Origin of the sequence: Amycolatopsis sp. NPDC001319, from assembly GCF_042896185.1 — a bacterium.
Lineage (GTDB): Bacteria > Actinomycetota > Actinomycetes > Mycobacteriales > Pseudonocardiaceae > Amycolatopsis.
In genome coordinates, this window is record NZ_JBIAWY010000006.1 from 42,503 (window position 1) to 66,360 (window position 23,858).

Sequence of the window (23,858 nt, forward strand, 5' to 3'; positions counted from 1 at the left end):
CCTTACACCCGCGCCGAGACCAGGTCCCGGCCGTCGAGGGTGACGATGCCGACCGAGGTGACGTCGGCCGGCGCGACCAGGACCGAACCGTCGAGGCCGAAGCCCTGCGTGCTCCACTTCTCCGACACGAGCCAGCTGCCGGCGTCCCACTTCGCGCCGGTCTTGTCCGTGACCACGAGCTTGCACTTCTCGCCCGCGGGGATGCCCTTCACGGCCACGTGGACCTTGACCCAGCCGGCCGCGGGGATCACCGACGCGGTGAGGCTCGCGCCCGTCGCCGCGTTGGTGGCGGCCACGTCGCGGGTGCCGGGCACGGCCACCTGCTGGGCGGGTTCGGGCGCCGTCTGGCGGCCGATGAAGACCCCGCCGCCGAGCGCCACCGCGGCGACGACCGCCGCGGCCGCGATCGCGAGCCCCCGGCGGGAGGAGCCGCGGCTCGGGGCCGCGGCGGATTCGGCGGGAGCGGCCTGCTCCTCCTCGGCCCGGATCCGGCGCAGCGTGCGCTGCAGCAACAGGTCGCCGCCCTCGGGCGGGCCGTCGAGGAACGCCTCGGGCGGCACCTCGTCGAGCGCCTCCCGCAGGGCGCCGAAGTCCTTGAGCTCGAAGCGGCACTGCGCGCACGTGGCCAGGTGGCGTTCGAACTCGACCGCCTCGGCCGGGTCCAGCGCGCCGAGGACGTAGGCGCCGAGCTGAGTGTGCTCCTGCTCGACCGCGCTCATCTCACTGCCTCCGTTCCGCCGCTCACCATCGCCGCGCGCAGGGCGCGCAGCGCGTAGTAGGACCGGGATTTCACGGTGCCGGGAGCGACCCCCAGCATCTCGGCTGCCTCCGCCACCGATCTCCCTCGATAGTAGATCTCCACGAGCACGTCGCGATGGTCTTGCGACAACCCTTCGAGGGCTCCCAGCACCGTCATCGAGTCGACCACCCCCTGGGCGTGGTCGCGTTCCACCGGCGCCGCGAGCGTCTCCGGGCCTTCGGCCACCTCCGGCGGCCGCGAAGCGCGGGCCCGCGCCCGGTCCGTGACGAGGTTGCGCACCACGGTGAGCAGCCAGCCGCGCACGGACCCCTCGCGGTCGCCGCTCAGGTCGTCGGCGTGCTTCCAAGCCCGCACCAGCGTTTCCTGGACCACGTCCTCGGCGGCCGCGCGGTCGCCCGTGAGCCTGGTCGCGTAAGCCAGCAGGCTCCGGCCGTGTTCCGCGTAGAGCTGCTCCACGAGCCGCTCGGCGGCGGCCCGTTTCGGCCGCCCGCGTCCGATCGCCACCCTCGACCTCCCGACGGTGTTCTGGGTAGGCGAGGACAGTACTGCAAACCACGGCGTGAACGCCGGTCGTCGCCGCACGCCCAGCACCGCCGCCGTGTCCACCGGGAGATCGCCCCCTTTCCGCGTGCTCGACGTGTGCTCGATGCCGGGGTGAGAGTCCCCGACACCCCTCACACGGATGCCGGCGCGATGCGGTTCACCGCGAATTCAGAAAGTTCGCCGGGGAATTCGCCGCCGGAGGCGGGACGGATGGGTTGTGCCGGTGATCGGGACGCGGCTTGTCGATCACCGGCGCGGGTTCCTAAGCTGACGCGGCACCGCCGCCGCCTGGACGTCCCGGAGGCCTCGCCGTGCCCGTGAAAACCCGTCTCGCGCTCGCGGCGCTGGCTGTCCTGGTCACCGCCGGCTGCTCCTCGGCCCCGGCCGCGACTCCGGCGTCACCTGGGCCGGGCCTCACGGCGACGCTCACGACCCCGACGGACATCGACCTGCGCTGGCCCGCGGGCGACCCCGCCGCGGCCGGGCACCTGCTCGAATACGCGAACTCCGCCGGCGGCCCGTGGACGGCGCTGCAGTACTTCCCGCGCTCGCAGACCACCTACCGGCACCCGGACCTGATCCCGGACACGCCGTTCTTCTACCGCGTGCGGGACTTCTACGGTCCGGTGTCGGCGGTGGTGCGCCCGGGCGCGCCCGGGCGCGCTGCTCCCCCGGTCGCGGCCGTGCCGGTGCGGACGCCGGGGGACGCGGCTGCTCCGGCCGACGTGACCGTGGTCCCGGCCGAGGACGCGTCGGTGCACTTCACCTGGGCGGACCGTTCGAGTGACGAGGCCGGGTTCCTGGTGGAGATCCGCAAGCCGGGCGCGGCGGGCTTCGTGCCGGTCGAGATCACCGACCCGAACACCACGACCTGCGCGCTGTCGCTCCTGCCCGACGAGCAGGGCTCCGCCTTCCGCGTGCGCGCGCTCTACTACGGGCCGCTCTCGCCGGTGGTCGACCGCACGACCGGCAAGGACTGACTCCCGCCGGTGCGGTGACCCGCGTTCGGGCCACCGCACCGGGACGGGTCAGGCCGGGTTGAGGACCTGGCCGAGGAACTCGCCCGTGTAGCTCTCCGGCACCGACGCGATGTGCTCGGGCGTACCTTCCGCGACGACCATGCCGCCGCCGGAACCACCCTCCGGGCCCATGTCGATGATCCAGTCGGACGTCTTGATCACGTCGAGGTTGTGCTCGATCACGATCACCGTGTTGCCCTTGTCCACCAGCCCGTTGATCACGCCGATCAGCTTGCTGATGTCCTCGAAGTGCAGGCCCGTGGTCGGCTCGTCGAGGATGTAGACCGTCTTGCCCGTGGAGCGCTTCTGCAGCTCGCTCGCGAGCTTCACGCGCTGCGCCTCGCCACCCGAGAGGGTCGGCGCGGGCTGGCCCAGGCGCACGTAACCGAGGCCGACGTCGACGAGCGTCTGCAGGTGCCGGTGGATCGCCTTGATCGGCTCGAAGAACTCGGCCGCCTCCTCGATCGGCATGTCCAGCACGTCGGACACCGTCTTGCCCTTGTAGTGCACCTCGAGCGTCTCGCGGTTGTAGCGGGCGCCCTTGCAGACCTCGCAGGGCACGTAGACGTCGGGCAGGAAGTTCATCTCGATCTTGATCGTGCCGTCGCCGGCGCACGCCTCGCAGCGGCCGCCCTTGACGTTGAACGAGAACCGGCCCTGCTGGTAGCCGCGCACCTTGGCCTCGGTGGTGGCCGCGAACAGCTTGCGCACGTGGTCCCACACGCCGGTGTAGGTCGCCGGGTTGGACCGCGGGGTGCGGCCGATCGGCGACTGGTCCACGCGCACCAGCTTGTCGACCGTGTTCAGCCCGTTGACCCGGGTGTGGCGGCCCGGGACCTGGCGCGCGCCGTTGAGCTTGTTGGCGAGCACCTGGGCGAGGATGTCGTTGACGAGCGTGGACTTGCCCGAACCGGAGACACCGGTGACGGACACGAGGCAGCCGAGCGGGAACGACACGTCGATGCCGCGCAGGTTGTGCTCGCGCGCGCCCACGACCGTGAGCTGCCGCTTCTTGTCGACCGGGCGCCGGATCGCCGGCACCTCGATCGAGCGGCGGCCAGACAGGTAGGCGCCGGTGAGCGACTCCTTGCTCTTCAGCATCTTCTTGTACGGTCCACTGTGGACGATGTGCCCACCGTGCTCGCCCGCGCCCGGGCCGATGTCGACGACCCAGTCGCTCGCGCGGATCGTGTCCTCGTCGTGCTCCACCACGATCAGCGTGTTGCCGAGGTCGCGCAGGCGCGTGAGGGTCTCGATCAGGCGGTGGTTGTCGCGCTGGTGCAGGCCGATCGACGGCTCGTCGAGCACGTAGAGCACCCCCACCAGGCCCGAGCCGATCTGCGTGGCCAGCCGGATGCGCTGCGCCTCGCCGCCCGACAGGGTGCCCGACGCGCGGTCGAGCGAGAGGTAGGTGAGGCCGACGTCGAGCAGGAAGCGCAGGCGCGCCTGGATCTCCTTGAGCACCGCGCCGGCGATCATCGCCTCGCGCTGCCCGAGCACCAGCTCGTCGAGGAACTTCGACGCCTCGTCGATCGACAGGGCGCAGACCTCGGCGATCGAGCGCTCACCCTGCGTCTCGTGCTCCAGGGTGACCGCGAGGATCTCCGGCTTGAGCCGCGTGCCCTGGCAGGTGGGGCACGGCACCTCGCGCATGTAGCCCTCGTACCGCTCGCGCATGTACTCGGACTCGGTCTGCTCCTGGCGCCGCTCGAGGAACGGGATCACGCCCTCGAAGTTGGCGTAGTACGAGCGCTGCCGGCCGTAGCGGTTCCGGTAGCGCACGTGGACCTGCTCGTCGACGCCGTGCAGCACCGCCTTCTGGACCTTCGCCGGCAGCTGGCGCCACGGCGTGTCCATGCGGAAGCCGATGGCCTCCGACAGCGACTCCAGCAGCCGGATGAAGTAGTCGGCGCTCTGCCCGCCGGCCCACGGCGCGATGGCGCCCTCGCCCAGTGACAGCTCGTCGTCCGGCACCACCAGCTCCGGGTCGACCTCCTTGCGGATGCCGATGCCGGTGCACACGGGGCACGCACCGTAGGGCGAGTTGAACGAGAACGACCGCGGCTCGAGGTCCTCGATCGCGAGCGGGTGCCCGTTGGGGCAGGCCAGGTTCTCGGAGAACCCGCGTACGCGGTTCGGGTCGTTCTCGGGCAGGTCGACGAACTCCAGCTCGACCAGCCCGTCGGCCAGCCGCAGCGCCGTCTCGACCGAGTCGGTGAGCCGCTGGCGCGAGCTCGTCTTCACGCTCAGGCGGTCGATGACCACGCCGATCTGGTGCTTCTCCTGCTTCTTCAGCTTCGGCGGGTCGGTGAGCGGGTGCACCTTCCCGTCGACGACCACGCGCGCGTAGCCCTGCTGCTGCAGGTTCTGGAACAGGTCGAGGTACTCGCCCTTGCGCCCGCGCACGACCGGCGCGAGCACCTGGAAGCGCGTGCCCTCGTCCATGTCGAGCACCTGGTCCACGATCTGCTGCGGCGTCTGCTTGCTGATCAGCTCACCGCACTTGGGGCAGTGCGCCTTGCCCGCGCGGGCGTAGAGCAGCCGCAGGTAGTCGTAGACCTCGGTGATCGTGCCCACCGTGGAGCGCGGGTTGCGCGAGGTGGACTTCTGGTCGATCGACACCGCGGGCGAGAGGCCCTCGATGAAGTCGACGTCGGGCTTGTCCATCTGCCCGAGGAACTGCCGCGCGTACGCCGAGAGCGACTCGACGTAACGGCGCTGCCCCTCGGCGAAGATGGTGTCGAAAGCGAGGCTCGACTTGCCCGACCCGGACAGGCCCGTGAACACGATCAGGCTGTCGCGGGGCAGATCGAGGTCGACACCGCGGAGGTTGTGCTCGCGGGCCCCGCGAACAACGAGGCGATCAGCCACGCCCACGTCCCTTCAATTCAAATCTCGGCTCGGAGGCCGGCCCGGTGGAAGTCCTGCACGGGCGGCCGCGTCCATGCTAGGACCGACCACCGACAGAAACCGGGCTCTGGCTCTTCGACCTGGGCTTTTGCGGGTTCCTGGGCGGTTTTGCCCGCCCGCCGGGCGGTCCGGCGACGGCCGTTCCACCCACGCGGTGAGCGCCCGGCCGGCGACCGGCACCGCGGAGCCGCGGCCGGCCGGGGACACCGATGTCCGGCAGGGCGCGCGCCAGGACGTAACCCGGTTCCCGGCGCACCAGGTAGAGACCATACGAGATCCCGGCGAGCCGGGTGAGCGCCGGGGCGACCCCGCGCGGGGTCCTGGGGCATCGCCCGGTGGAACGGGAAGACGTGCAGGTCCGGTACCACAATACAGGCCGCGAAGAGCAGCTCGAGGCGTCAGGACGCCGGCCGAAGGAGACGTTCACGACAGGGATCGGCGTGCGGCGCGGGTCGAAGGTCGACAACCGAACCACGGTGAGTACGACCATCAACACCCAGACGAGCCACATCATCACTCGATCGGTGCGCCACCGCCGCGAGGCAGCGCAGAACGCTCACCTCCGCCACGAACCGCGCCGGGCGTAGGTGCTCGGGGGTGGGACAGACCGCGTCGACCCGGCTACCGTGTGGACGTGAACATCGCCGACACCTACACCGGGCACGTCGAACCGGGCGGCGACGCCGCCCGCCGGACGCTGGACGCGCTGACCATCACCAAGCTCTCCGTGGGGCCGATGGACAACAACGCGTACCTGCTCGTCTGCCGCGCCGAGAACGAAGCGCTGCTGATCGACGCCGCCAACGACCCCGAGCGCATCTCCGACCTCATCGGCCACGGCCCCGACCGGCCCGCGCTGCGCACCGTCGTGACCACCCACCAGCACCAGGACCACTGGCAGGCCCTGGGCGCCGTGGCGGGCGCCAACGGTTCCAACACCGCCGCGCACCCCCTCGACGCCCCGCCACTGCCCGTTCCCCCCGACTTCCTGGTCGAACACGGCGACACCCTGAAGGTCGGCCAGGTCACCCTCGAGGTGATCCACCTGCGCGGCCACACGCCGGGCTCCATCGCCCTCCTGTACCGCGACCCGGCCGGCCACCCCCACCTCTTCACGGGCGACTCACTGTTCCCGGGCGGGGTCGGGAAGACTTCGTCGCCGGAGGACTTCGCGTCGCTTCTGGACGACGTCTCGGCGCGGATCTTCGACGAACTGCCGGATGAGACGTGGTTCTATCCGGGGCACGGGGATGACTCGACGCTCGGCGTGGAGCGGCCGAAACTGGCGGAGTGGCGTTCGCGCGGTTGGTGAGCTGAAGGTTTGTTCGAACCGGGCTGTCTGGGTTTCAGGCAGCCCGGTTTTGTTTCGCCTGAGACAGATGGGGCCTCAGACGAAAGGACCGAGCAGTTCGAGCGAGCTGACCGAAACGGCGGCGTCGGCCGATCAACCTCGTTACCTGGCACCCTCGTCGAACGGGTCGTCGCGGCGCGCTGAGCGGCCGCGTTTCGTTTACAGGACCGCGATGTCGCTGATGCGCCACTGGCCGTTGTCTTCCGTGGCGGTGAGGCGGACCTGGGCGCCGCCGCTGGAGGTGTCGGGGGTGGCGGCGCGGGAGGTCGTCTGGTCGGCGAAGACGAGGACGTGGGCGGTCGTGCCGGTGATGTCCTTGATGCCGATGGTGCGGACGCGGCTGGTGAGGGTGAGGTGGTTGGGGACGGCCTGTTGCTGGACGGCCGAGAGCAGCTGCCGGTACTGGGTGACGGCGTTTCCGGTGAGGTACTGGTCGGCGGCCCGTTGGGTTTTGGCGACGTCCTGGTAGTCGAGGGAGAAGACGGCCTCGAAGGCGGCGCTGAGCTGGCCGGTGACGGCGGAGGTGGCGGCGCTGTCGGAGAAGGCGGTGTTGGCGGCCGGGCCGGAGGTCGTGGACTGGTGGGCTTGCCAGGCGAACCAGCCGGCGGCGGCGAGGAGGACGACGGTCAGCGCCGACAGGCCGACGGTCACCCGGCTGCGGAGACGGTTGCCCGGCGCCGCGGTTGCCGGTTCGGCTGAAGCGGCCGGCGAGGCATCATCGGCGGGCGGCTCGGGATCTGAGTCCGACGTGGCGGCAGGGCGACTGCTCGGGGCGGCGTCGGAGTCCGGTGTGCTCGCAGCACGATCCTTCGATTCGATCCCGGAGTCCGGCGCGACCGCACCACGATCCTTCGATTCGATCCCGGAGCCCGGCGCGACCGCACCACGGCCCTTCGACTCGATCCCGGAGCCCGGCGCGACCGCACCACGGCCCTTCGACTCGATCCCGGAGTCCGGCGCGACGGCTCCAGTCTCGGCGGCGAGGCCCGGCCCCACGGCCGGCTCGATCACGTCGACGGCCGAGGCCGCGGAAGGCTGCGCGGCGCGGGGTTTGCCGGCGACCGCGGTGCGGCGCGGGCGGGGGGACGGCGGGCGGTGGCGGGTGAGGGCCATGGCGGGAATCCGTTCGGAAGGGGCTCAGAGGCTGACGGTGACCGGCTGCGCGGCGGAGAGCTTCCAGCCCTCCGGGGTCCGCGTGACGGTCGCCTGGAAACGGTTGCGCTTGACCGCCGCCGGGGTGGCGCCCTGGCGCGCGGTGACTTCCACGACGGCCATGAGCTGCGCGGTGCCGGCCTGCGCGTCGAGCTGGGACAGCGCGGCGTCGAGGACGCGGGCGGTGGTGGTGCTCTTGGCGGTCTGCAGGGCCGTGACGCCCTGGGCGTGGCCGGCACGGATCTGGTCGAGCAGGGGGCCGGTGGTGACCGTCTCCCACTTGCGCAGGTCGGCGTCCGCGGTGGTGTAGTTCGCGGTCGTCAGGGTGGCGACGGCGGTTTCGCCCGCGGCCTCGGCCGCCTCACGATCGGCAGCGATCGAGACGGGGTCGCTGTGGGCCGCCGAGGCCCACCACCAGCCGGTGCCGGCCGCGGCCAAGGCGGCGATCACCACGGCCACCGCGGCCAGTCGTTTTCCGGAGAAGCGCATGGGAATCCTCATTTCGCGCGAGCCGAGCCGACCGAGCCGGCCGAAGTCGTGGCCGGAGTCCCGGCCAGAGATGGACCAGGAGCGGAAGTCGAGACACGGCGCATGGAATTCCTCACTTCGCGCCGAACAAGCCGGCCGAGGTAGCGACGACGAGCAGGTCGCGCAGAAATAGCCCCGAGGCCGTAGCCGAGACAGGGCACAAAAGAAGTCCTCACCTCGCGCGAGACAAGCCGAGCAAGCCGGGCCAGGGCGGAAGCCGAGACAGGACGCACGGGAATCCTCCCTTCGTGCGAGACAAGCCGAGCGAGCCGGCCCGGGGTGGAAGCCGAAACGAGTCGCATGGAAATCCTCACTTCGCACCGGAAAGGCCGAGCAGCCCGGCCAACGACGTAGGCCCGGAAAGAGCCGGAACCCCCAGCAGGCCCGGCAACGGCGCACCACCCACCGGAGACCCACCGGAAGACCCAACCGCCGGAGGCGGCACCGCAAGCGGCTTCCCGCCGTAAGGCGCGTTCTGCGAGCCCCGCACCGAGCTCGGGCTCCCCGGCGGCAGGGCGCAGTACGCCGTGGTGTTCGCCGGCGCCTGGGCGACCTGGTCGGCGGGCCGGCGAACCGTGTTCTCGTAGCCGCGGGTGCAGACGTACGGGTCGAAGAAGTTGAGCACCAGGCCCAGGTGCGCGGTGCCGTCGCCGGGGACGACGGTGTTGGCGAGGGTCATGAGCTGGGGGTAGGACACGAGGATGTCCTCGATGCCGTCGCGGCGGGGGGCGATGACGTCGGCCGTGGTGAGCAGGTTGGCGAGCAGCACGCTGAGCTGCGGGCCGGTCTCGGTGAGCACGGCGTTGATCTGCTGGGCCGCCTGCGGGGCGGCCGCGATGAGGTGCCGGAGGTCGCCGTCGGAGGACTTGAGCTGGGTGGCCAGCACGCGGAGGTTGGCGGAGAAGTCCTTGATCTGCGCCGATTGCGTGTTCTGGGTGTCGAGTACGACGCGTGCGCTGGACAGGAGCTGCGAAGTCTCGTCGACGTGGTCGAGCGCCGCCGCGGTGAAGGTGTCCGTCGAGTCCAGCAGCTGCCGCAGGTCGGGCGCGGCGGAGCCGGACAGGGCGTTGTCGAGCTCGTCGACGACCGTGCGCAGCTGGTCGGTCGGCACGCTGCCCGCGAGTGCCTCCACGTGGTCGAGCAGCTGCTCGGTCGGCACCGGCGTCTGGGTGTCGCGCGAGGCGATGACCGAGCCGTCGCCCAGGAACGGGCCGGAGCCGGTGCGCGGCAGCAGGTCCACGTACTGCTCGCCGACCGCGGAGCGGTTCGCCACCACGGCCTCGACGTCGGCGGGCACGGGCGGCGCGTCGCGGTCGAGGACGAGGTCGGCCTCCGTGCCGCCCTGCGCGCCGAGGCGGACGGCGCCGACCTTGCCGACAGTCACCCCTCGATAGGTGACGTCGGCGTCGGGGTAGATGCCGCCGGAGTCGGCCAGCTCCAGGTGCACGGTGGCGCCCTGGCCGCCGAAGAACCGGCCCAGCCCGGCATACCGGACGCCGACGTAGCCGACGGTCACCAGCGACAGCACGACGAACACGAGGATCTTGAACCGGGTGCCCCGCGTCAGCATCTACAGCCCTCCCAGGATCGCGCCGAGCACGCCGCCGAGACCCGGCGCCGAAGCAGGCGGGGCGGACGGACCGGATGGGACGGCCGTGCCCGGCAACGGCAGCACCGGCGAACCCGGCGGCAGCGACGGCGAGCCCAGCACCGAGACCGGCAGCCGCGGCGCGCCCAGGATGTTCGGCAGCACCGAGTCGAGGTCCAGGTCGAGTTTCGCGGTGAAGTTCGTGTAGTCGCCGCGGATCGAGTCCAGCGACTTGGTGTTGAACGGGAAGGTCAGCAGATAGTCGAGGCTGCGCGGGATGTCCTGCCCGGTCTTGGTCAGCTGCTCCAGCGTCGGCCCGAGCGAGCGCAGGTCGGCGACGAGGTCGGCCTGGCTGCGCCGGACCGTGTCGACGGTGACGCCCGACAGCGACGTCAGCGCCTGCAACATCCCGACGAGCTGCCCGCGCTGCTGCTCCAGCACCTGCAGACCGGGCCCGAGGTCCGCCAGCGCGCGGCCGAGGTTGTCGCGCTGGCCCTTCAACGTCGTGGCGAGCCGGTCGAGGCCGTCGAGCGCGCGCACGATCGTGGCGCGCTGGGCGTCCAGGGCGGACACGAGCGAGTCCACACTGGACAGGAGCCCGCGCAGCTCGCCTTCGTTGCCCTTCAGCGCCTTGGTCACTTCCTGGCTGATGGTGCGGATCTGCTCCACTCCCCCGCCGTTGAGCAGCAGCGACAGCGCGCCGAGCACCTCCTCCACCTCGGGGTAGCGGTTGGTGCGGTCGGCGGTGATCACGGCGCCGTCGGCGAGCGTGCCGGCCGGTTTCACCGCAGCGGGCGGGGAAAGCGCCACGTACTTCTCTCCCAGCAAGCTCGACTGCACCAGCTGCGCATCGGCGTTCGCCGGCAGGTGCACGTCCCCGTTGACGGTCAGCCGCACCTGCACCGTCCAGCCGTCGTCGCCGAGGTCGACGGAGTCGACGCTGCCCACCGGCACGTCGTCCACCTTCACCGCGGCGTGCGGCACGAGGTCCAGCACGTCGGGGAACTGCACGGTCACGTGGTACGGGTAGTCGCCGGTGTCGGCGCCACCGGGCAGCGGCGCGTCGTACAGCCCCGAGTAGTCGCCCGCGCCGCAGCCGGACACCAGCAGGCAGACCGAACCCAGGGCGAGCACGCGGAACCGGTTCATCGGGCGCCTCCGGCGGTCACGAGCGGCAACGGCAGGTTCCCCGTCTGCAGGCCGTTGAGCACCTGCGCACCCGAAGGCAACGGCACCACGCCGTTGAGAACGGGCGCCAGCTGGTCGCACGCGTCGGCGAGCGTGGCCGGCAGCTGCTTCGGCGTGCTCTGCCGCACGAGCTTGCACGCGGTGACCAGCGGCGGCGAGGTCAGCTCGTTGATGTCAAGCCGCGCGTCGAGGGTGCCGCTGGTCTCGTTGTACGCGTTGACCAGGTTGTTCAACGCCAGCGGCGCCACGTCCAGGATCTCCGCGAGCGACGCCCGCTGGTCCGAGAGCACCTGCGTCACCGCGGCCAGGTTGTCCACATTGGACTTGATCCCGGCGCGGTTGTCCTGGATGAAGCGGCGCACCCGGTCGAGCGCAGAGCCCAAAGTGGACAACGCCGCCGCGAGCTGATCCTTCTGCCCGGCCAGGAAGCCCGACGCGTCGGACAGCCGCCCGGTCAGCTCGCGGAACTGGCCGTCGCTGCGGGCGAGCGTGGTGGTGAACTTCTGCAGATTGTCCACGGTGCTGAACAGGTCGCCGCTGTTGTCCGACAACGTCTTGCTCAGGCTGCTGAGGTCGTGCAGCGTCTGGTTGATCGTCTGGCCGGTGCCGTCGAGGTTCTTCGCGGCGGTGTCGAGCACGTCGGTCAGCGCGCCGCCGGAGTTGGCGCCCTTCGGGCCGAGCGCGGTGCTCAGCTGGTCGAGGCTCTGGTACAGCTGGTCGATCTCGGCCGGCGTCACGGTGCGCTCGCGCGGGATCACGGCGCCGTCGGCCAGTGCCGGGCCACCGAGGTACACGGGGGTGAGCTGCACGTACCGGTCGGCGACCAGGCTCGGCGCGACCACGACCGCGCGCGCCCCGGACGGGACCGACACGTCACCGGACACCGACAGCACCACCTGCACGTCCGAAGCCCGCGGTGTCACGCTCTCGACGCTGCCCACCTTCACCCCGAGCACCCGCACGTCGTTGCCCGGGTACACCCCGATGGCGCGCGCGAAGTACGCGGTGAACTGCCGGTCGCCCGGCCGCGACGAGAGCCACCACAGGCCCGTCGCGGCCACGAGCCCCAGCACGACGGCGACCACGGCGTAGCGGAACGCGTGCCGACGCACCGCACCGACGAAACCCATCAGTTCCCTCCCGGCACGCCGGAGTTGGTCCCCGCGGGCAGGCAGCCCTCGGGGTTCGCGACGAGAAGATCGAGGTTCACGTTCGGCGGGACCACGCCGCACGCGTAGGTGTCGAACCAGCGGCCGTTGCCCAGGGTGTTGGTGAAGACCCGGTAGAACGGCGCGAGGTTGCGCAGGCCCGCGGCCAGGTTGTCCTGGTTGTTCTCGAGCAGCGTGGTCACCTGGTTCAGCTGGTCGAGCGCGGGTTTCAGCTGCGCCTCGTTGTCCTGCACCAGCCCGCTGACCTGCACGGCGAGCGACTGCGCGCCCGACAGCAGCGCCGCGATCGCCTGCTCGCGCGCCTGGATCTCGCCCAGCAGCAGGTTTCCGTCCGACAGCAGCTTCTGGAACTGCTCGTCGCGGTCGGCGAGGATGCCGCTCACCTCACGAGTGCTCGCCAGCAGCGCCGCGAGCTGCTGGTTGCGCGAGGACACCGTCTGCGACAGCGCGGACAGCCCGCCCAGCGCCTCCTTCAGCGACTCCGGCGTGCCGCGGAACGCGTCGGAGATCGTGGTGAAGCTCTGCGCCAGCTGCTGCGTGTCGATCTGCCCGACGGTGTCGGACAGGTGCTCGACCGCCGTCGTCACGTCGTAGGGCGACACCGTGCGCGAGCGCGGGATCACCACGTCCGGGTCGAGCGGTGCGGTGCCCTCGGGGTCGAGCGCGAGGTACTTCTGCCCCAGCAGCGTCTTGATCTGGATCGACGCCGACGTCTGGTCGCCCACCCACGCGTTCTTCGCGGTGAAGGCCACGCGCACGTGGTCGCGCTCCAGCGAAACGTCTTTGACGGCACCGACTTTGACACCGGCGATCCGGACCTCGTCGCCGGAGGTCAGCCCGGCCGCCTCGGAGAACTCGGCCGCGTAACGCGTGCCGTCGCCGATCACCGGCAGGTCCTCGTAGAAGTACGCGGCGAGGCTGCCGAGCAGGATCACGACCACCCCGACGATGCCGATCGGGACCGGGTGACGTTCTTCGAAGGCCTTCACCGCGTGCACCTCGCCGGCTGCTGCGTGGCCGGCACCGGCAGCACCGGCACCTCCACGTCGAGGGAGCTGATGCCGACCTGGCCGGTGACCTGGCAGGCGTAGAAGTTGAACCACGACCCGTACGTCGCCGTCGGCGTGATCTTGGCGGCGTTCTCGGGCAGGTGCTGCAGGAACTGCTGCACCAGATCCTGGCCCTGGTTGAGGTTCGCCGCGAGCGAGCCGAGGCCCGCGATGTCGCGTTTCAGCGGCTCCCGGCCCTGCTCCAGCAACCCGGACACGGAGCTGCTCACGTCGGCGAGCGCGCTCACCGAGTCGCCGATCGGCTTGCGGTCCGCGGCCAGGCCGGACACCAGCTGCTGCACGGTCGTGACCAGCCCGGCGAGCTGGTCGCCGTGGCTGGTGACGGTGTCGAGCACCGAGTTGAGGTTGTCGATCACGCGCCCGATCACCTCGTCCTTGCCCGCGATGGTCGACGCGAGCGAGGCGGTGTGCTGCAGCAGCGAGGTGATCGTGCCGCCCTCGCCCTGCAGCACCTGGATCAGCTCGTAGGACAGGCTGTTCACGTCGTCGGGCGAGAGCGCCTGGAACAGCGGCTTGAACCCGTTGAACAGCACGGTCAGGTTGAGCGCCGACGTCGTCTGCGTGAGCGGGATGGTCGCGTCGGCCGCCAGGATCGGGCCGGGCGCGGCGGAGTCGCGTTCGAGCGCGATGTAGCGCTGGCCCACCAGGTTGCGGTACTTGATCTCGGCGTGCACCGCGGCCGGCAGCTTGCGCCGGCTGTCCACGGTGAACTCGACGAGCGCCAGCTTCCGGTCCGTGATCCCGATCTCGGACACCGAGCCGACGCGCACGCCGTTGATGCGCACGTCGTCGCCGGTGTTGAGCGCGGTCACGTCGGAGAACACCGCGCGGTAGCTCGACTCGCTCGAGAACGTGATGTTGCCGATCGTGAACGCCAGCAGCGCCGTGGCGAGCACGGTGACCGTGACGAACACGGCGATCTTGAGCAGCGTCGGCGTGAGGCTCCTCATCGGACGGTCACCTCCGTTCCCCGGTACAGCGGGCCCACGAGCAGCGAGCTCCACGACGGCACCTCGGTCTGCGGCACACCCAGCTGCGGTGCCAGCAACGCCGACAGCAGCTGCTGCTCCGCCCCCGAGTTGGCCAGCGCCGCACCGCCGCCGCCGACGGGCGACGAACCGTCCTGGATCGGCCGGCCCTCGGGGTACTGCGGCGCCTTCTCCCCCGGCTGCAGCGAGTAGCAACGCGGGCCGCGGTGCTCGTCGTAGGCCGGCGTGTCCTGCCCGGGCACGTACTTGCCGCGGCTGTTGGCGATCTCGATCGTCAGGTGCAGCTTGTGGTCGCCGTCGGCGCCGCCCCAGACGTCGTCGAGCTTCGGGCCGAAGTCGGCCAGCTGCTTCGTCAGGCACGGGTACTCGGGCGCGTAGCGCTCCAGCAGGTCCAGCGTCGGGCGCGAGTCGCTCGTGACGCGGATCAGGTTGTCCTTGTTGGCGGCCAGGAAGTCGCGCAGATTCAGCCCGGTGGTGGTGAGGTCGGAGTAGAGCGAACGCAACGAGTCCTGTTGCTGCGCAATCGTTTTCGTCGTCGTGGTGAGGTCGCTCAGCGCCTGCAGCAGGTCCGGCGCGGCCTGGTCGTAGGTGTCCGCGACACCGGGCAGCGCGGCGAGGTCGGCGGTCAGGTCGGGCACCGACGGGTTGATCCGGCGCACGTAGTCGCCGAGCCGCGTGAGCGTCTGCCCGAGCTGCTCGCCGCGGCCGTCGAGCGCGTCGGACACCGCGTTGAGCGTGGTCGAGAGCTTCTGCGGCTGCACGGCCTGCAGCACCGGCATCAGCTTGTCGAGGATCTGGTTGAGCTCCACGGCCTCGGCGCTGGTGTCCTGGTGGATCACCGCCCCCTCGGTCAGCCGCGCGCTCGCCGGGTGCGCCGGCTCGACGAGGTCGACGTAGCGCTCGCCGAAGAGCGTCTTCGGCAGCAGCCGCGCGGTCACGTCCGCGGGGATCAGCGTCGCTTGACGCGGATCGAGCGCGAGGGTGAGCGAGGTGCCGTCGCCGGAGGTGGTGATTTCGCGCACCTCCCCCACGAGGACGCCGCGCAGCTTCACGTCGGCGAGCCGCGTGAGCTGGTTGCCGATGTGCCCCGCGCGCAGCGTCACCGTGGTGACGGTCGTGAACACCTTGTCGTAGGCGGCGATCGTCAGGCCCAGGAAGGCGAGGATCGCGGCGAAGTAGGCCAGCCCCATCAGGCGCCGGGGCACGGCGGGCAGGCGCCCGCGTTCGGTGGTCATCCCGCGATCCGCACGGTCGTGGTGGTGCCCCAGATGGCGAGGCTGAGGAAGAAGTTCAGCACGACCACCGTCACGATCGCGCTGCGCACGGCCTTGCCCACGGCCACGCCCACCCCGGCGGGCCCGCCGTTGGCGGTGTAGCCGTGGTAGCAGTGGATGAGGATCAGCGCCACCGCGAACACCAGCACTTTGCCGAAGGACCACAACACGTCCCCCGGTGGCAGGAAGAGATCGAAGTAGTGGTCGTACGTGCCGGCAGACTGTCCATTGAGGACCACGGTGATCTCCCGCGAGGCGACATACGAGCTCAGCAGGCCCAGCGCGTACAGCGGGATGATCGCCACGAACCCGGCGACCATCCGCGCCGTGACGAGGAACGGCAGGCTCGGGATGCCCATCACCTCGAGCGCGTCGATCTCCTCGGAGATCCGCATCGCGCCCAGCTGCGCGGTGAAGCCGGACCCGACAGTGGCCGAGAGCGCGATGCCCGCGACCAGCGGCGCGATCTCGCGCGTGTTGAAGTACGCGGACACGAACCCGGTGAACGCGGCGGTGCCGATCTGGTTCAGCGCCGCGTAGCCCTGCAGGCCCACGACCGTGCCGACGAACAGGCTCAGCGCCATCATCACGCCCACCGTCCCGCCGATCACGGCCAGCGCGCCCGTGCCGAAGCTGACCTCCGACAGCAGGCGCGTGATCTCACGCGGGTAGCGGCGCAGCGTGCGCGGCGTCCACAGGAGCGCGCGCAGGTAGAACCACAGCTCGTCCCCGTGCCGGTCGAGCGAGCGCACGGGGGCGCCGGCCAGGCCGAGGAAGTCTTCGCGCAGGGCGCGCGTGGTGGTCGTCATCAGCTCCCCTTGGCGGGAACGATCTGCAGGTAGATCGTGGTGATCACGAAGTTGGCGAAGTACAGCAGCAGGAAGGTGATGACCACGGCCTGGTTCACCGCGTCGCCGACCCCCTTGGGCCCGCCCGAGGGGTGCAGCCCGCGGTAGCAGGCCACGATCCCGGCGGTGAACCCGAAGATGAACGCCTTGAGCTCGCTCACCCACAGGTCGGGCAGCTGCGCCAGCGCGTTGAAGCTCGCCAGGTAGGCACCGGGCGTGCCGTCCTGGAGGAAGACGTTGAAGACGTACCCACCGGCCACGCCGACGATGCTGACCAGGCCGTTGAGCAGCACGGCGACGCCCACCATGGCCAGCACGCGCGGCACGACCAGGCGCTGGATCGGCGAGACGCCCAGCACCTTCATCGCGTCGATCTCCTCGCGGATGGTGCGTGCGCCCAGATCCGCGCAGACAGCGCTTCCTCCGGCGCCGGCGATGATCAACGCGGTCACGATCGGCGCGGCCTGCTGCACGGTGGCCAGCACGCCCGCGGCGCCGGTGAACGACTGCGCGCCCAGCTGTTTGGTCAGCGAGCCGAGCTGCAACGCGATCACCGCCCCGAACGGGATCGCCACCAGCGCGCTCGGCAGGATCGACACGCTCGCCACGAACCAGAACTGGCCCACGAACTCGCGCGTCTGGAACGGCCGGCGCGGCACGAGCCGCAGCACGTCCAGACCGAGGGCGAACATCCGGCCGGTGTGGCCGAACGCGCGCGAGCCGGGAAACGTCCACGCGGTGCTCATGAGACCTCCTCGACGCGGTGCCGGCCCGCGTGCTCGACGCCGTAGCGCCGGCGTTCCTCCGGCGTGAGCGACGCGAGGATCCCGTCCTGCGCCGCTTCGGGCAGCGTCGGCAGGAGCCGCAGCACTCGGTCCTTGCGCCGTGCTTCACCCGGGCGGGCCGGCAGCCCCGGCGCGGGCTGCATCTGCGGCGGGATGCCCACGACCTCTTCCACGCCGCCGGCGTGGTGCCCGGCGGCGAACTTCGCGCGTTCGGCGGCCATCGTCGCCGAGTCCTTCTCCTCGCTCATGCCGATCGGGCCGTCCATCCGGCCGTTGAGGAACTGCCGCACCACCGGCTCCTCACTGGTCAGCAGGACCTCGCGCGGCCCGAACATCACGAGCTCACGGCGGAAGAGCATGCCGAGGTTGTCGGGGACGGTCCGGGCGAGGTTGATGTTGTGCGTGACGATGAGGAACGTCGCGTCGCTCTGGGCGTTGACGTCGAGGAACAGCTGCGAGATGTAGGTGGTGCGCACCGGGTCGAGGCCGGAGTCGGGCTCGTCGACGAGCACGATCTCCGGGTCGAGCACGAGTGCGCGGGCCAGCCCGGCGCGTTTGCGCATGCCGCCGGAGATCTCGCCGGGCAGCTTGCGGTCGGCGCCGGACAGGCCCGTGAGCTCCAGCTTCTCGTGCACGATCCGCCGGATCTCGGTCTCCGACTTGCGGGTGTGCTCGCGCAGCGGGAACGCGATGTTGTCGAACAAGGTCATGGAGCCGAACAGCGCGCCGTCCTGGAACAGCACCCCGAACAGCTTGCGCACCTCGTAGAGCCGGTGCTCCGAGCACGTGACCACGTCGACGCCGTCGACCACGCAACGGCCGCGGTCGGGCTTGAGCAGCCCGATCAGCGACTTGAGGAACACCGACTTCCCGGTTCCCGAGGGACCCAGCAGGACGGACACCTCACCCGGGGGCAGGGTGAGGGTCACGTCCCGCCAGATCGTCTGGCGCCCGAACGACTTCGTCAGGCCCTCGACGACGACTTCCGCACCCACCGTTGTGCTCGCCCTTCCCGGCTCAGCCGACGATCAGGTCCTCGCGCCCGTCGGCGCGCAGCTTTTCGACGTACACGGGGAAGAGCTTCTTCGACAGCGGAGCGAGCTTGATCAGCTTCGACACCGGACCGTCCACCTTGACCTTGCCGCGGGCCATGGCGAACGTGAGGTTCACCTTGCCCTGCCAGTAGCCGTTGGCGACCTCGCTGTCCATCGTCATGGTCGCGTCGGCCGGCGCGTCGAACGCGTCGCCGGTCACGCGGCGGTTCTGCGTGTCGATCAGCAGCGCGGACTCGGGGTTGGTGCACACCATCTTCAGCACCAGGCCGGTGCCGGCGAGCTTGGCGGCGAGGTCGGCGTCGGCGAACGCGGTTTCGAAGATGCCGCCGATGTACTGGTAGATCTCTTCGGGCTTGCTGAACGCGGGCATGGCTGGCCTCCGGTCTGTTCGGGAACGTGGTCTCAGAAGAAGCAGGGCATGGCGCGCACGGCGTGCACGAAGTTGCCGGCCAGGTAGTCCGGCTCGCCGGCGGTGATGGTCGGCAGCGTGCGCAGCAGCTCGCCGAACAGGGCGCGCAGCTGGGCCTTGGCGACCTGGTTGCCGAGGCAGAAGTGCGCGCCGCCCCCGCCGAAGCTCACGTGCGGGTTGGGGCTGCGGCTCAGGTCGAAGCGGCCGGGCTCGTCGAACACCTCGGGGTCGAAGTTGCCGGACGCGTAGAACATCACCACCTTCTCGCCGGTGCTGACCTGCTGCCCGCCCAGCTCGAAGTCCGCGACGGCCGTGCGGCGGAACGTCATCACCGGGGAGGCCCAGCGGACGAACTCGTCGAGCGCGCTGCCGATGCGGCCGTCGAAGTCGGCCATCAGCCACTCGCGCTGCTCCGGGAAGTCGGTGAGCGCGCGCAGCGTGTGGCTGGTGGTCTGGCGGGTGGTGTCGTTGCCCGCCACCGAGAGCAGCACGAAGAACGCCGCGATCTCCTCGTCGGTGAGGCGCTCACCGTCCACTTCGGCCTGCACGAGGTTGGTCATCAGGTCCTCGGCCGGGTGGGCGCGGCGGTGCTCGGCCATCTCGAACGCCACACCGTGCAGCGTCATCTGGGCCTCGAAGATCATGTCGATCGGGTCGCGCCCGTCGAGGTAGACCGGGTCGGCCCAGGACACCGACGCGTCGGCGGCGTGGGCCACGCTCTCGCGGTGGGACTCGGGGATGCCGACCATGTCCGAGAGCGTGCGGATCGGCAGCTGCCCGGAGCACTGGCGCACGAAGTCGGCACCGCTGCCCGCCTCGGCCAGCTCGCGCACGATGTCACGGGCGTTGGCCTTGATCTGCTCCTCGATGCGGCGCACCTGCTTCGGGGTGAACGCGGCGCTGACGAGCTTGCGGATCTTCGTGTGCCGCGGCGGGTCCATCGCCAGGAACGACTGCGACGCCTCGAGCATCTCCTCGGGGATGTTCTCGAACATCACGCCCTGGCCGGACACGAACACGTCGTTGCGGCGGCTGACCTCGACGATGTCGGCGTGGCGGACCACGGCCCAGTAGCCGGGGTCCTCGGGGTCCTCCATCAGCGCGTCCTCGACCGGCCGGTGCCACGACACCGGGCGCTGCAGGCGCAGCGCGGCGAAACTGCGCTCGCGGTCGGCGGCGCGGGTCGACCAGAAGGCCCGCGACGAAAGGTCGATCTCGTCGTACTCGCGCTGCTGCGGGGTCACGATCGCGGTCATGCGGGGATCTCCTGTCCCAAGTAGACGGACTTGAGCTGCTGGTAGGCGGCCAGGCCCTCGGGGCCGAGCTCGCGGCCGACGCCGCTGGCCTTCACGCCGCCGAACGGCGCGCCCAGGTCGAGGTCGTAGAAGTTGACGCCGACGCTGCCGGTCTCCACGCGGCGCGCCACGTCGAGGCCCTTCTCCACGTCGGAGGTCCAGATGGTGCCGCCGAGCCCGTAGTCGGAGTCGTTGGCGATGGAGACCGCTTCGTCGACGTCGCCGTACGGGATCACCGTGAGCACCGGGCCGAAGATCTCCTCCCGCGCGATCCGGCTGCCGTTGTCGACGCCGCCGAACACGGTCGGCTGCACGTACCAGCCACGGTCGCGGTCGGGGCGCCCGCCGCCGGCCGCCAGCGTGGCGCCGGACTCGCGGCCCACGGCCACGTACTCCTCGACCTTGCGCCGCTGCTTGTCGCTGACCAGCGGGCCGATGTGCGTGCCAGGATCGAGCGGGTCGCCGACGGTCAGCGCGGAGGCCAGCCCGGACAGCGCGGCGACGACCTCGTCGTGGCGCGAGCGCGGGGCGAGGATGCGCGTGGAGAGGTAGCAGGTCTGGCCGTTGTTGAGCAGGCTGGCCGTGGCCAGGCCCTGCACGGTGGTGGCCAGGTCGGCGTCGTCGAGCACGATCGCCGCCGACTTCCCGCCCAGCTCCAGCGTGACGGGCCGCAGCAGGCGGCCGCAGGCCTCGCCGATCTTGCGGCCCACGGGCGTGGACCCGGTGAACGCGACCTTCTGCACACCCGGGTGGGTCACGAGGTACTCACCGATGTCGGCGCCGCCGGAGATCACGTTGAGCACGCCCGCGGGCAGCCCGGCGCGTTCGGCGGTGGCCGCGAGCTCCAGCGCGTCCAACGTGGTCTCGGGCGACGGCTTGAGCACCACGGTGCAGCCCGCCGCCAGGGCCGGCGCGAGCTTGAACATCGTGAGCACCTGCGGGAAGTTCCAGGGCACCACGAGCGCGACCACGCCGACCGGCTCCTTGCGCACCACGGTGACGCCCTGCCCGTCCAGCCGCGGCCGGCGCTCCTCGGCGGGCGCGGCGCCGAGCGCGGCGTAGTACTGCAGGATCCCGACCGGGCCGGCCCCCTCGGCGGCGGTGGCGATGGTGATCGGCATGCCGTTCTGGATCGTGGTGAGCTCGGCGCGCTGGGCCACGTTCTTGCCCAGCTCGTCGGCGAACGCCATCAGCAGCCCGGACCGGGCTTCCGGTGTGAGCCCGCCCCACTCCGCGGACCGCAGCGCGCGACCGGCGGCGGCGACCGCGGCGTCCACTTCGGACTCCCCCGCGAGCGGCACGGTGCCGATGCGTTCCTCGGTGTCCGGCGAGACCACGGCGAGCGTGGCGCCGCCGGCCGGGCGCACCCACGCGCCGTCGATGTACAGGGCTTCGTGTTCGTGCATCAGCGCACTCCTTCGGACACGGGTTCCCGCCGCCGGGCGGCGAAGTCGAGCGCGCCGGACCAGTCGGTGCGGCGTGCGATGAGGGCCCGGAACTTCATGATCTCCCGCTGTTTGTTCACCGCGAGCACGCCGGTGAGGCGATCGCCGGAGCGGTACAGCGCGACGAACCGGCCCTCGTCCGGATCGCCGAGCACCACCCGGATCTCGTCGGCGTCGGGCACGCCCGCGAACTGGATGCGGGTGTCGTACCAGTCGGACCAGAAGTAGGGCACGGTCTCGTACGGCTCGGCCGCCCCCGCCACCGCCGCACCGACGCCCGCCGCGGCCCCCTGCTCCGCGGCGCTGCTCCAGTGCTCCAGGCGCATGGCCCGGCCGAACACCGGGTTGACCCACCGGGCGACGTCCCCCGCCGCGTACACGCCGGGCAGCCCCGTCGCGAGCGTCGCGTCGCACACCACGCCGTCCTCCAGCGTGAGCCCGCTGCCCGCGAGCCAGTCGGTGGCCGGGACCGCGCCGGCGCCGACCACGACCAGGTCCGCGTCCAGCGTGGTCCCGTCGGCCAGCCGCACGCGTTCGACGCGGTCGTGGCCTTCGACCCCGGTCACGGCGACGCCGCAGCGCAGGTCGGTGCCGTTCGCGCGGTGCAGCGCCGAGCAGGGTTCGCCCATGGCGCCGATCGCGCGCATGAGCGGCGTCGGGGCGGCCTCCACCACGGTCACCGGCAGGCCGCGTTTGCGTGCTGCCGACGCGACTTCCGAGCCGATGAACCCGGCGCCGATCACCACCGTGCGGGCACCGGCGTCGAGGGCCGCGCGCACGGCGAGCGCGTCGTCGAGGGTGCGCAGCGTGTGCACGCCGGCCAGGTGGCTCGTGCCGGGCAGCGTCCGGGCGGTCGCGCCGGTGGCGATCACGAGGCCGTCGTACGGGATCTCGCGATCCCCCGCGTGCACCGCGCGCTCGGCCGGATCCAGCGCGTGCGCCCGGGTGCCGAGCACGAGCTCGACGCCGAGCTCGTCGCGCAGCACCTGCTCCTCGCGGAACACCGGCGCGGCGACCGGCCCGTCGAGGAACGCCTTCGACAGCGGCGGCCGGTCGTAGGGCAGGTGTTCCTCGGCGCCGACGAGCGTCACGGACCCGGTGAACCCGGCCTTGCGGGCGCCCTCCACGGCCCGCAGCCCGGCCAGGGAGGCACCGACGACGACGAGACGGGTCACTTCTCGAGCCTCAGGGCTTCGGTCGGGCAGCCCGTGACGGCTTGCTCCACTTCGGACTCCAGCCCGTCGGGCACGGTCTCCGACGACAGGACCAGGTCACCGTTGTCGTCCACCTCGAACACCTCGGGTGCGAACGACTCGCAGATGCCCAGCCCGGTGCAGCGGGCGCGGTCCACGACGATCTTCACGTGCTCACTCCTTCCGCGCGGAGGGAACCAGGACGGGCTTCACGACCTCGCCCTTGAGGCTCGCCTGCTCGGCTTCGTTGATCTCCTCGAACGGGAACGTCTCCACGAGCCGGTCGAACGGGAACCGGCCCTGGCGCCACAGCTCGATCAGCCGCGGGATCATCACCTGCGGCACGGCGTCGCCTTCGAGGATTCCCATCACGTTGCGGCCCACGGCGAGCGCCGTCGGGTCGAGCACCAGGTCGCCCTGCTGCACGCCGACGAGCCCGCAGGTGCCGGTGGGGCGCAGCACCGCGATCGCGGTGGTGATCACCGACGGCACGCCGGTGGTGTCCAAGGTGTACTGAGCGCCGCCCGTGGCCGCGAGCAGCTGCTCGGCCAGGTCGGGCGCGGCGCCGTCGACGGTGTGCGTGGCACCGAGTTCCTTCGCCAGCTCCAGCCGGCGCGGGTTGAGGTCCACGGCGACGATCCGCGCGGCCCCGGCCACCCGGGCCGCCATCACCGCGGACAGGCCCACGCCACCGGCGCCGAACACGACGAAACTCGTGCCGGGCTCCACGCCGAGCGCGCTGAACACCGAGGCCGCCCCGGTCTGGATGCCGCAGCCGAGCGGGCCGAGCAGCTCCAGCGGCAGCTCCGGGTCGACCTTCACCGCGTTGCGCGCCGCGACGACCGAGTGCGAGGCGAACGACGACTGCCCGAACCAGCGCGCGGCCACGGCTTCGCCCGCGGCGTCGAGCACCGGCTGCTCGCCGTCCGGGTCGTGGCCGGTGAGGTTGCGCGGGAAGAAGGTCTCGCAGTACGACGGGTGCCCGGCGACGCAGTTGGCGCAGTGGCCGCAGAAGTCGAACGACAGCACCACGTGGTCGCCCGGCGCCAGGCTCGTCACGTCGGCACCCACGGCCTCGACGACACCCGAACCCTCGTGCCCGGTGATGATCGGCGGCGCGGCCAGGAACCCCGGTGCACGCGGCAGCAGGTCGGTGTGGCAGAGCCCGGCGCCGGCGATGCGCACCAGCACCTGGTCCGCGCCCGGCGCGGGCAGCTCGACGTCCTCGATCCGGTAGGGCCCGTCGGCGGCGCGCAGCACCGCGGCCTTGATCTGCATGGTCTTCTC

At 71.3% G+C, this 23,858-nt stretch carries 22 protein-coding genes; 2 read left to right on the plus strand and 20 right to left on the minus strand.

What is annotated here, in order from left to right:
* Nucleotides 1-2: 2 nt before the first annotated feature.
* Both ACFY1H_RS23505 and ACFY1H_RS23510 read right to left on the minus strand, forming a co-directional pair.
* Complete coding sequence (locus ACFY1H_RS23505; RefSeq protein WP_386949513.1) at nucleotides 3-719, minus strand: anti-sigma factor family protein; 717 nt, start codon at nucleotides 717-719, stop codon at nucleotides 3-5.
* On the minus strand, nucleotides 716-1,264 hold the full coding sequence (locus ACFY1H_RS23510; protein ID WP_366581602.1) for a sigma-70 family RNA polymerase sigma factor: 549 nt from the start codon (nucleotides 1,262-1,264) through the stop codon (nucleotides 716-718). Before ACFY1H_RS23510 ends, ACFY1H_RS23505 begins: the two co-directional genes overlap by 4 nt.
* 350 nt (nucleotides 1,265-1,614) lie before the next feature.
* Here ACFY1H_RS23510 and ACFY1H_RS23515 point away from each other — a divergent pair, with 350 nt between their 5' ends.
* Complete coding sequence (locus tag ACFY1H_RS23515; RefSeq protein WP_386949516.1) at nucleotides 1,615-2,283, plus strand: fibronectin type III domain-containing protein; 669 nt, start codon at nucleotides 1,615-1,617, stop codon at nucleotides 2,281-2,283.
* A 48-nt stretch (nucleotides 2,284-2,331) separates the two neighbouring features.
* On the opposite strand, the gene uvrA is transcribed toward ACFY1H_RS23515, so the two are convergent.
* Nucleotides 2,332-5,193, minus strand: coding sequence for an excinuclease ABC subunit UvrA (gene uvrA, locus ACFY1H_RS23520; protein ID WP_366581598.1), 2,862 nt, complete (start codon nucleotides 5,191-5,193; stop codon nucleotides 2,332-2,334).
* A gap of 673 nt (nucleotides 5,194-5,866) precedes the next feature.
* Here uvrA and ACFY1H_RS23525 point away from each other — a divergent pair.
* Nucleotides 5,867-6,544, plus strand: coding sequence for an MBL fold metallo-hydrolase (locus ACFY1H_RS23525; protein ID WP_366581596.1), 678 nt, complete (start codon nucleotides 5,867-5,869; stop codon nucleotides 6,542-6,544).
* Nucleotides 6,545-6,742: 198 nt separating this feature from the next.
* Here the strand turns inward: ACFY1H_RS23525 and ACFY1H_RS23530 are convergent, their stop codons facing one another.
* The 17 genes from ACFY1H_RS23530 to ACFY1H_RS23610 all read right to left on the minus strand — a co-directional run bounded on the left by ACFY1H_RS23530 (nucleotide 6,743) and on the right by ACFY1H_RS23610 (nucleotide 23,849).
* Nucleotides 6,743-7,696, minus strand: coding sequence for a hypothetical protein (locus tag ACFY1H_RS23530; RefSeq protein ID WP_386949520.1), 954 nt, complete (start codon nucleotides 7,694-7,696; stop codon nucleotides 6,743-6,745).
* Between the two features lie 24 nt (nucleotides 7,697-7,720).
* Nucleotides 7,721-8,224, minus strand: a complete 504-nt coding sequence (locus ACFY1H_RS23535; protein ID WP_386949523.1) for a hypothetical protein — start codon at nucleotides 8,222-8,224, stop codon at nucleotides 7,721-7,723.
* A 349-nt stretch (nucleotides 8,225-8,573) separates the two neighbouring features.
* Nucleotides 8,574-9,833, minus strand: coding sequence for an MCE family protein (locus tag ACFY1H_RS23540; protein ID WP_386949526.1), 1,260 nt, complete (start codon nucleotides 9,831-9,833; stop codon nucleotides 8,574-8,576).
* Nucleotides 9,834-11,000 (minus strand): MCE family protein, encoded by a 1,167-nt coding sequence (locus ACFY1H_RS23545; protein ID WP_386949529.1) that lies wholly within the window; start codon nucleotides 10,998-11,000, stop codon nucleotides 9,834-9,836. It abuts the gene before it with no gap.
* Nucleotides 10,997-12,169 (minus strand): MCE family protein, encoded by a 1,173-nt coding sequence (locus tag ACFY1H_RS23550; protein WP_386949531.1) that lies wholly within the window; start codon nucleotides 12,167-12,169, stop codon nucleotides 10,997-10,999. The genes ACFY1H_RS23545 and ACFY1H_RS23550 overlap by 4 nt, the downstream gene beginning before the upstream one ends.
* Nucleotides 12,169-13,197 carry an MCE family protein gene (locus tag ACFY1H_RS23555; RefSeq protein ID WP_386949534.1) on the minus strand — a complete coding sequence of 343 codons (1,029 nt, stop codon included), beginning with the start codon at nucleotides 13,195-13,197 and terminating at the stop codon, nucleotides 12,169-12,171. Before ACFY1H_RS23555 ends, ACFY1H_RS23550 begins: the two co-directional genes overlap by 1 nt.
* Complete coding sequence (locus ACFY1H_RS23560) at nucleotides 13,194-14,228, minus strand: MCE family protein (RefSeq protein WP_366581582.1); 1,035 nt, start codon at nucleotides 14,226-14,228, stop codon at nucleotides 13,194-13,196. Before ACFY1H_RS23560 ends, ACFY1H_RS23555 begins: the two co-directional genes overlap by 4 nt.
* Nucleotides 14,225-15,502, minus strand: a complete 1,278-nt coding sequence (locus tag ACFY1H_RS23565) for an MCE family protein (RefSeq protein ID WP_386949538.1) — start codon at nucleotides 15,500-15,502, stop codon at nucleotides 14,225-14,227. Before ACFY1H_RS23565 ends, ACFY1H_RS23560 begins: the two co-directional genes overlap by 4 nt.
* Nucleotides 15,499-16,350, minus strand: a complete 852-nt coding sequence (locus ACFY1H_RS23570; protein WP_366581578.1) for an ABC transporter permease — start codon at nucleotides 16,348-16,350, stop codon at nucleotides 15,499-15,501. Before ACFY1H_RS23570 ends, ACFY1H_RS23565 begins: the two co-directional genes overlap by 4 nt.
* Complete coding sequence (locus ACFY1H_RS23575; protein ID WP_366581575.1) at nucleotides 16,350-17,135, minus strand: ABC transporter permease; 786 nt, start codon at nucleotides 17,133-17,135, stop codon at nucleotides 16,350-16,352. The genes ACFY1H_RS23570 and ACFY1H_RS23575 overlap by 1 nt, the downstream gene beginning before the upstream one ends.
* Complete coding sequence (locus tag ACFY1H_RS23580) at nucleotides 17,132-18,169, minus strand: ATP-binding cassette domain-containing protein (protein WP_366581573.1); 1,038 nt, start codon at nucleotides 18,167-18,169, stop codon at nucleotides 17,132-17,134. Before ACFY1H_RS23580 ends, ACFY1H_RS23575 begins: the two co-directional genes overlap by 4 nt.
* A 22-nt stretch (nucleotides 18,170-18,191) precedes the next feature.
* A complete protein-coding gene (locus tag ACFY1H_RS23585; protein ID WP_360606121.1) occupies nucleotides 18,192-18,599 on the minus strand; it encodes an SCP2 sterol-binding domain-containing protein in 408 nt (135 codons plus the stop codon).
* A 32-nt stretch (nucleotides 18,600-18,631) separates the two neighbouring features.
* A complete protein-coding gene (locus tag ACFY1H_RS23590) occupies nucleotides 18,632-19,894 on the minus strand; it encodes a cytochrome P450 (RefSeq protein WP_386949544.1) in 1,263 nt (420 codons plus the stop codon).
* Entirely contained in the window at nucleotides 19,891-21,339 is a 1,449-nt protein-coding gene (locus tag ACFY1H_RS23595; protein WP_386949547.1) for an aldehyde dehydrogenase, read from the minus strand. Before ACFY1H_RS23595 ends, ACFY1H_RS23590 begins: the two co-directional genes overlap by 4 nt.
* Nucleotides 21,339-22,553: an NAD(P)/FAD-dependent oxidoreductase gene (locus ACFY1H_RS23600; protein WP_386949550.1), complete on the minus strand. Its 1,215-nt coding sequence runs from the start codon at nucleotides 22,551-22,553 to the stop codon at nucleotides 21,339-21,341. The genes ACFY1H_RS23595 and ACFY1H_RS23600 overlap by 1 nt, the downstream gene beginning before the upstream one ends.
* Entirely contained in the window at nucleotides 22,550-22,741 is a 192-nt protein-coding gene (locus tag ACFY1H_RS23605) for a ferredoxin (RefSeq protein WP_220241991.1), read from the minus strand. The genes ACFY1H_RS23600 and ACFY1H_RS23605 overlap by 4 nt, the downstream gene beginning before the upstream one ends.
* 4 nt (nucleotides 22,742-22,745) lie before the next feature.
* Nucleotides 22,746-23,849: an NAD(P)-dependent alcohol dehydrogenase gene (locus tag ACFY1H_RS23610; protein WP_366581565.1), complete on the minus strand. Its 1,104-nt coding sequence runs from the start codon at nucleotides 23,847-23,849 to the stop codon at nucleotides 22,746-22,748.
* Nucleotides 23,850-23,858: the final 9 nt, after the last annotated feature.